Origin of the sequence: Anoxybacillus eryuanensis (assembly GCF_051200995.1) — a bacterium.
Classification (GTDB): Bacteria; Bacillota; Bacilli; order Bacillales; family Anoxybacillaceae; genus Anoxybacillus; species Anoxybacillus tengchongensis.
Window position 1 is genome coordinate 378,129 of record NZ_JBPODS010000002.1, and the last position, 6,582, is coordinate 384,710.

Below are 6,582 nucleotides of genomic sequence, written 5' to 3' on the forward strand. Positions count from 1 at the left end.
CTACATTGTATGGGAAAAGGAGCGCAATATGACAAAAAGCGGTCACACAGACCGCTTTTGCGCATGCAATTGCCAATATAAAAGAGCATAAATCGTTTTTGCGTCATAAATTTGCTTTTCTTCGACCATGTTTAGTGCTTCTTCTAACGTCACTTCAAGCACATCCACAAACTCGTCATCATCGAGCATTTGCTTTTCGCTTTTTTTCGTTAGTCCTTTCGCAAGAAATATATGTACTAATTCATCTGCAAATCCTGGGGACGTGTAAAAAGAGTGAAGCGGCTCCATTTTTCCGCATACGTATCCCGTTTCTTCTTCTAGCTCACGCTTCGCTGTTTCAAGCGGTGCTTCCCCTTTCTCAAGCTTTCCAGCTGGAATTTCAACAAGCACTCGCTCTAACGCTTTCCGATATTGACGAACAAGCACGATTTTATTTTCTTCTGTGATCGCAAGTACCGCAACCGCTCCAGGATGCTTGACAATTTCACGCTTGCTCGTTTCTCCGTTTGGTAACAACACATCTTCCACATATACGTCAATCACTTTTCCAGAAAAAATGCGTTGCTTACTGATCGTTTTTTCATATAAATGATCCATTTTTTCACCACCATTCTATCGTTTCATATTGATTGTACTACATACTCAAAGACAAATGGGAAACTTATTCGATATAATGAGGAAAAAGAGGTGGTCACATGAAGAAACGAAAGCTCGGACATTCAAACTTATACGTTAGCGAGATTGGGTTTGGTTGCATGTCGCTCGGTACATCGGAAAGTGATGCGATTCGCATCATTCATGAAGCGATAGACAAAGGAGTGAACTACTTCGATACAGCCGATTTATATGATCGCGGCTTGAATGAAGAAATCGTTGGAAAAGCGCTAAAAGGGAAACACCACAATGTCATCGTTGCAACGAAAGTAGGCAATCGTTGGACAGAACAAGGAGACGGTTGGACATGGGATCCGTCAAAAGCATACATAAAAGAAGCTGTGAAACATAGCTTGCGACGATTACAAACCGATTATATTGATGTATATCAATTACACGGCGGAACGATCGATGATCCGATCGATGAGACAATTGAGGCGTTTGAGGAGTTGCAACAAGAAGGCGTTATTCGTTATTACGGTATCTCCTCTATGCGTCCAAATGTCATTCGCGAATACGTCAAACACTCGCGCATCGTTTCTGTAATGATGCCGTATAGTTTGCTCGATCGCCGCGCTGAAGAATGGTTTCCGCTTTTAAAGCAACATCGCATTAGCGTCATTGCGCGCGGACCGCTTGCGAAAGGATTATTAACTGAACGTCCCATTGAACGAGCAAGCGATGAAACGAAACAAAACGGCTATGTCGATTATTCGTTCGCTGAATTAGTTACACTCATTCCAAAACTAAAAGCCGTTGCACCAAATGAAACGCTAACGGCGATTGCCCTTCGCTTTTGTTTAGCTCATGATGCGGTTGCCACAGTCATTCCAGGTGCAAGTCGATTAACACAGCTCATCGAAAACGTCGCTGCCCAATCGGTGACGTTAAGCGATGAACAAATAGCTATATTGAAAAAACTAACAAAACAAACGATTTTTACTGCTCATCGATAACCGAGGTTCGAACCTCGGTTATTTAAATTTTCGCCAATCTAAATCACTTTCTTCTAACCACTCCGCAAACGTTTTGTTTTTTTCGCGTTTGCGAGCTTCTTCTTTTCGTTTGGCTTCCTCTTCTTCTTTTCGTTTTTGTTCTTTTTCTTGCAGCTGCTTTTGTTTTTGCTTTAACTGTTCGATCAGTTGCTCATTTAATCGATCTTTTAGCATAAACATCCCTTTCTTTCTCCAAACTAATAAAGAACAAACGTAAAGGAGTGAACTGTCATGACAAAAAATAAAAGCCAAAAAGGAAAAACGACAGCCGATACCGTTCGTCCTGTGATTGCTAAAGAGGAATTAGAAAAAGCGATTCATCCGACAAAGCGTCAAAACTCTCCGCAATAGAAAGAGGGCATCTAGCCCTCCTTACAAAATATCCGTAATATGCGGCATATGTTGTTCAATCCAGGCAAGCGCTTCATCTAACTGAACGAACGATTGTGTTTCAAATGTCATTTCATCTTGCAGTAACCAAACGTCGCGTTCATCATTTGAAAATCCTGCAACAGACCAATGAAGCAAGCTATACGGATGGTTATTGTACAAAAACGACACCCACGTTTTTTCTTTTGCTATTTTTCGAAGACGGTTTACTTGATCATTCACAACTATCACTCTTTCTATGTCATTTACATATACACCATCATTTTAACTCAATATCGTAAAATAAGAAAAGAGCGTTTCAAAACGTAGCGGAAGTTGCTTCTTTTATGAAAACAAGATAGTATATACGATATAAGGTATATAAGGAGGTGGCAATATGGCGAAAGTGCAAATTAAAGTAATGGATAACGGTTCTTTTCGTGTAACCGGAGATGTTGAATTAATTGATATGGAAGGAAACAAGTTTGAAACAAAAGAAACGTTTTCCCTCTGTCGTTGCGGGCTCTCACAAAGCATGCCGTTTTGTGATGCAGCTCATAAAGGAAAATTTGAATCGGTCGTTCGCGCGCCGAAAAACGAATAAGCCCGGCTTTTATTCCGGGCTTTTTACTTTGTTAGCGCTCCACAAGCGACATGCGCGGATTCAATATTTGATTCGGGCTTTTTAATTGAAAACATCCTGCCCCGTCGACAACGTCAATCGTCATTTGTTCATCGAAAAAAATGAGCCGATGTTTCTCTACCCAAATGGGCAGATCGTTTGTTTTAATCGCTACATCATGCTCATCTAATTCATCGACAAGCAGTAACGTAGGCACACCATTCACGGCACATCCACAATCATCTGTGTCATATATCAGCTTGACATGCTTGTTTCTGCGAACACGCTGAAGCTGTTCAATCGCTCGTTTTGTTAATGTAATGTTCATCATTTTCACCTCGCTTACTTTTTTAAAAACGCTTGTTTTCCGACTTTTTCGATAAGCGATGGGAATAGTTGATACATACGACTTCCAATGTGCATCCAAACCGGCAAATTCACTTCACGCGTAGGAGTAAGCATCACATCAACGATGCGCTGTGCGACAAATTCAGGTCGAAGCATCCATCGTTTTACGTTTTTCACATATTCCCCAGACGTATCAGCAACGGTAAAAAAGTTTGTTTCAATCGGTCCAGGATTGACAGCCGTCACATAAATGCCATACATCGATGCTTCCATCCGTAAACTATTTGTAAATCCGAGAACAGCATGTTTTGTGGCAGCATATACGCTCGATTTCGGTGTGGCAATTTTTCCGGCTTGTGATGCGATGTTAATAATATGACCGGATCGTTTTTCCATCATATGTGTATATACTCTTTTCGTACACGCGATCAATCCGAGCACATTGACATTAAACATTTGTTTCGCTTCCGAGAGATCGATACGCTCGACATATCGAAACACACCGAACCCGGCATTATTAACGAGAATATCGATATCGACAGACGCAAGCAAGCGATCGAATACAGCGTCTACTTCTTTTTCGTTACTAACATCTAACTGTTCATATAAGCAAGAGATGCCGTACGTTTGTTCAATATGTTGCGCAATTTGCGCCAACTTTTCTTTTGAACGAGCGAGCAACACTGGTGTTCCACCGCGCCTTGCTACTTCGTATGCAATTTGTTCACCAATGCCGCTCGATGCTCCTGTAATAACGACGTATTTCCCTTTCAGCTTCATCATCTCACCACTTCGTATATATATATTTGACCGTCTTTTTCTTTTTTCACTGCCCCGATTGCCTCTAAATAATCAAGCTGACCAATCGTTTCCGACATCGTCAATAAAAATTCCCGTTCATATACGGTTGGAAAAAGCGCTCGGCATACGTCAAATGCCGTCATCGGTTTTTCGCTCAACAATTGCCATACGTGTTGGGCACGCTCTTTTTGTTTTTCAAGCCGCTTTGCGATAAGCGGTGCGACATCCGTCACATCTTCTCCGTGTCCTGTAACAATTGTTGTAATGTCGTAATTCAATAATTTTTCCAATGAATCGTTATATTGCAAAAGTGGTTTCGGACGCTCTTGTTCTCCGATCGCAGGTGGCTCTAACAGCGGATTTGATGAAATCGTTGCTAGTAAATGATCCCCCCCGATCATCACACCGTCCGCTTCCCGATATAAAACAATATGACTTTGTGCATGGCCAGGCGTTTCAATGACCGTCCAACCTTCAATCATATCCCCTTCTTTCACTTCTTGAGTGAGCGAGCGCTCGCACGAAAAGCGGAGAGAACGCCGAAAGTTCCCAAGTTTCGCTACGCCTTCTTCACCGATGCCACACTCGATTAAAAATTGCTCAAAATATTGCTGATGCCACGCAAAAAAAGCAGCATCTTTCGCAATCCAAGGTGCAGCTTTGCGATGGCCGATAACGGGAAGCGACGGTGGTAAATAATCAAGTAAACCGACGTGATCTGGATGGTGATGTGTAATGATGACTTGCTCAATATCCTCCGGTTCATAACCGAGTTCGCGTAATTCACGAACGAAGGCACGCCATGCTTCTTCCGTTTTCACCCCAGCATCAATGAGCGTTAAACGGTCTCCTTTGACAATATACATATTCACATCGCCAACGGCAAATGGCGTTGGGACGACAATGCGATGCAATTGTTCCATTTTTTCGACTCCTTCATTATATCATCATAATTTTCCTTTTCGTCTGTTTATCAGTTTACACTTATTTTTTCTGTTTGTCATTTATTTTTATTTATTTATTAAAAAATTCAGAAAATAAATATTGAAAATGTATTGACAACATGCTTGTTTTTCGTGCATAATTGCAAACAAATCATATATGTACGAAGCGATGAATAGGGCCAGTACATGATAAACGGTAAAAGAGAGTGAAACCCACCGGCTGAAAGGTTTCATTACCCTCTTTATCATGGAACCTACCCTATGAGCTGTTAGGCAAACCTAACCGTCTTGCCGACGATACCGGCATAAGAGGTGGGCGCATTTGTGCCAACAAAGGTGGTACCGCGGAAATAAAGACCTTTCCGTCCTTTATCGGACGAAAGGTCTTTTTATTTTGGAGACGAGGAGGAGAAAAAATGACAGTGACGTTTCTCGGTGCAGGGTCGATGGCAGAAGCGCTTATTTCGGGGGTTACACAAACGTTATATAAGCCAGAGCAAATGATTGTAACGAATCGCTCTCGAATGGAGCGACTGACGTATATGCAACAAACATACGGGGTACGAATCGAAACAAATAAAGAACAAGCGGTCAAAGAAGCTGATATTGTTATTTTAGCGATGAAACCAAAAGACGTTGCAGAAAGCTTAACGCCAATCGCGCACGCTTTTTGCGAACAACAGCTTATTATTTCATTGCTTGCAGGAGTGACGACGGATACAATTACATCGCTCATCGGGAAAAAAATCCCTGTTATTCGCGCCATGCCAAATACATCGGCAGCAATCGGACAATCCGCCACAGCGCTAGCACAAGGTGCCTATGCAACGGATAAACATATCCACATGGCAAAAGAGCTATTTGAAACGGTCGGGATCGTCACAATTGTTGATGAAAAGCATTTACATGCAGTGACAGGATTATCAGGTAGCGGACCAGCTTACGTTTATTATTTAGTTGAAGCGATGGAAAAAGCAGCCGATGAAATCGGGCTTGATCGCGATATTGCGAAAGAGCTTATTTTACAGACGATTATCGGTGCTGCCCATATGTTAAAAGCAACAAACAAACATCCGTCTGTTTTGCGCAAAGAAGTCACAAGCCCAGGCGGAACGACAGAAGCAGGCATCGGCGTGCTTGAGCGCTACCGCTATCAAGAGGCGATGATTGCTTGCATTAAACGAGCGACCGAACGTTCGAAAGAGCTCGGTGAGGCACTTCTTTCTTCCGTTCAATAAGGCAAATTGTTTTTCTTTTCCAAACGAACGTGGTATCATTCGTAATGAAAGATACGATGGGGGGGTTAGTAACTGTTAAAATATTTTTGTAAAAATCAACAAAACTCTATATACAATTTATAAAAAATTACAAGGCAAAAGAGCAAATAAAGCCAAGAAGATGCGTGTCAAGCCTACAAAAACTTTTTTGCAGGACGGGCGAAGTTTCCAAAATTTAAAACGAAGAAACGAACACGCCCAAGTTTTTATCAAGACACCGCAAAAATCAAAGTGACCGACACGCATGTGAAACTAGAAAAACTAACCTCTTCCAAAAAGAAAAATAAGAAGACATTCAATTGGATACGCCTTACAGAAAGAGGTCGCATTCCGCATGGAACACATGTGACATACGTCAATCCACGAATCGTGTTTGACGGACTACATTGGTTTTTAACGGTCGGTGTAGAGGAAGCGGAAGTAAAACACGACACGTACAGCGAAGGCATCGGCATTGATTTAGGGGTAAAGTCGTTCGCTACCGTCAGCAATGGCATGATGTTTCCAAACATCAACCAAACACCGAAAGTAAAAAAGCTGGAAAAGTCAATTAGGCGCATGCAAAGACAAAT

At 41.9% G+C, this 6,582-nt stretch carries 9 protein-coding genes, 1 pseudogene and 1 other annotated feature; of the genes and pseudogenes, 4 read left to right on the top strand and 6 right to left on the bottom strand.

What is annotated here, in order from left to right; translation table 11 throughout:
• Positions 1-42: 42 nt before the first annotated feature.
• On the bottom strand, positions 43-597 hold the full coding sequence (locus tag HNQ84_RS04490) for an NUDIX hydrolase (RefSeq protein ID WP_435621301.1): 555 nt from the start codon (positions 595-597) through the stop codon (positions 43-45).
• Positions 598-695: 98 nt separating this feature from the next.
• Here HNQ84_RS04490 and HNQ84_RS04495 point away from each other — a divergent pair, with 98 nt between their 5' ends.
• Positions 696-1,610: an aldo/keto reductase gene (locus HNQ84_RS04495; RefSeq protein WP_435621302.1), complete on the top strand. Its 915-nt coding sequence runs from the start codon at positions 696-698 to the stop codon at positions 1,608-1,610.
• 18 nt (positions 1,611-1,628) lie between these two features.
• Here HNQ84_RS04495 and HNQ84_RS04500 read toward each other — a convergent pair whose 3' ends face one another.
• Positions 1,629-1,829: a DUF3886 domain-containing protein gene (locus HNQ84_RS04500; RefSeq protein WP_006318172.1), complete on the bottom strand. Its 201-nt coding sequence runs from the start codon at positions 1,827-1,829 to the stop codon at positions 1,629-1,631.
• A gap of 192 nt (positions 1,830-2,021) precedes the next feature.
• On the bottom strand, positions 2,022-2,261 hold the full coding sequence (locus HNQ84_RS04505; RefSeq protein ID WP_041638171.1) for a YqkC family protein: 240 nt from the start codon (positions 2,259-2,261) through the stop codon (positions 2,022-2,024).
• Between the two features lie 154 nt (positions 2,262-2,415).
• Here HNQ84_RS04505 and HNQ84_RS04510 point away from each other — a divergent pair, with 154 nt between their 5' ends.
• Positions 2,416-2,622, top strand: a complete 207-nt coding sequence (locus HNQ84_RS04510; RefSeq protein ID WP_032099974.1) for a CDGSH iron-sulfur domain-containing protein — start codon at positions 2,416-2,418, stop codon at positions 2,620-2,622.
• A gap of 31 nt (positions 2,623-2,653) precedes the next feature.
• Here the strand turns inward: HNQ84_RS04510 and HNQ84_RS04515 are convergent, their stop codons facing one another.
• Genes HNQ84_RS04515 through HNQ84_RS04525 form a run of 3 tightly spaced genes read right to left on the bottom strand, consistent with a single transcriptional unit; the run spans position 2,654 to position 4,712 of the window.
• Positions 2,654-2,971, bottom strand: a complete 318-nt coding sequence (locus tag HNQ84_RS04515; RefSeq protein ID WP_435621303.1) for an iron-sulfur cluster biosynthesis family protein — start codon at positions 2,969-2,971, stop codon at positions 2,654-2,656.
• An 11-nt stretch (positions 2,972-2,982) separates the two neighbouring features.
• Complete coding sequence (locus tag HNQ84_RS04520) at positions 2,983-3,768, bottom strand: SDR family NAD(P)-dependent oxidoreductase (protein WP_435621317.1); 786 nt, start codon at positions 3,766-3,768, stop codon at positions 2,983-2,985.
• Positions 3,768-4,712 carry an MBL fold metallo-hydrolase gene (locus HNQ84_RS04525; RefSeq protein WP_435621304.1) on the bottom strand — a complete coding sequence of 315 codons (945 nt, stop codon included), beginning with the start codon at positions 4,710-4,712 and terminating at the stop codon, positions 3,768-3,770. The genes HNQ84_RS04520 and HNQ84_RS04525 overlap by 1 nt, the downstream gene beginning before the upstream one ends.
• Positions 4,713-4,893: 181 nt before the next feature.
• Positions 4,894-5,106: a binding site (T-box leader), on the top strand.
• A 43-nt stretch (positions 5,107-5,149) separates the two neighbouring features.
• On the opposite strand from HNQ84_RS04525, the gene proI reads away from it, so the two are divergent.
• Together proI and HNQ84_RS04535 are read left to right on the top strand one after the other, a co-directional pair.
• On the top strand, positions 5,150-5,971 hold the full coding sequence (gene proI, locus HNQ84_RS04530) for a pyrroline-5-carboxylate reductase ProI (protein WP_435621305.1): 822 nt from the start codon (positions 5,150-5,152) through the stop codon (positions 5,969-5,971).
• Positions 5,972-6,355: 384 nt separating this feature from the next.
• Positions 6,356-6,582 (top strand): annotated as a pseudogene (locus HNQ84_RS04535) (RNA-guided endonuclease InsQ/TnpB family protein); the annotation flags it as partial.

What these genes read in the sequence shown, in the direction of transcription:
- proI (WP_435621305.1), top strand. Translation starts at nt 5,150, where the DNA reads ATGACAGTGACGTTTCTCGGTGCAGGGTCGATGGCAGAAGCGCTTATT.
- HNQ84_RS04515 (WP_435621303.1), bottom strand. Translation starts at nt 2,971, where the DNA reads ATGATGAACATTACATTAACAAAACGAGCGATTGAACAGCTTCAGCGT.
- HNQ84_RS04520 (WP_435621317.1), bottom strand. Translation starts at nt 3,768, where the DNA reads ATGAAGCTGAAAGGGAAATACGTCGTTATTACAGGAGCATCGAGCGGC.
- HNQ84_RS04495 (WP_435621302.1), top strand. Translation starts at nt 696, where the DNA reads ATGAAGAAACGAAAGCTCGGACATTCAAACTTATACGTTAGCGAGATT.
- HNQ84_RS04525 (WP_435621304.1), bottom strand. Translation starts at nt 4,712, where the DNA reads ATGGAACAATTGCATCGCATTGTCGTCCCAACGCCATTTGCCGTTGGC.
- HNQ84_RS04510 (WP_032099974.1), top strand. Translation starts at nt 2,416, where the DNA reads ATGGCGAAAGTGCAAATTAAAGTAATGGATAACGGTTCTTTTCGTGTA.
- HNQ84_RS04490 (WP_435621301.1), bottom strand. Translation starts at nt 597, where the DNA reads ATGGATCATTTATATGAAAAAACGATCAGTAAGCAACGCATTTTTTCT.
- HNQ84_RS04500 (WP_006318172.1), bottom strand. Translation starts at nt 1,829, where the DNA reads ATGTTTATGCTAAAAGATCGATTAAATGAGCAACTGATCGAACAGTTA.